General features: G+C 55.9%; 1 protein-coding gene. It reads left to right on the top strand.

The genetic code is table 11. From position 1 onward, the window contains the following. Window positions 1–64: 64 nt before the first annotated feature. The coding region (locus ACPYOG_RS19785; protein WP_481295822.1) for a hypothetical protein at window positions 65–263 on the top strand (199 nt) is incomplete at its 3' end.

Below are 263 nucleotides of genomic sequence, written 5' to 3' on the forward strand. Positions count from 1 at the left end.
GGTCAGGGTCGATAGCACCGATTTTCGGCGGGGAATCGATCGCTTTATTATCAAACTCAAATTTGTGGACATCACCGCGCGCCAGGCTGCCGTTTTCGTCGAGTATCTGACCTACGAAAAGCATGTGGGGGCCGACACCAGACGGCCTGGCCTCTATCTCAATTTTCAGGCCGACCTCACAGATCAGCTCTTCCGTGGAAACCGGGTTATCTTGACAGACATCCGATCCGGCGTTCACGGCGACGGCCCTGCCAGAGAAAGGG

The sequence above is a fragment of the Leifsonia sp. HAY1-4F genome (genome assembly GCF_056755275.1).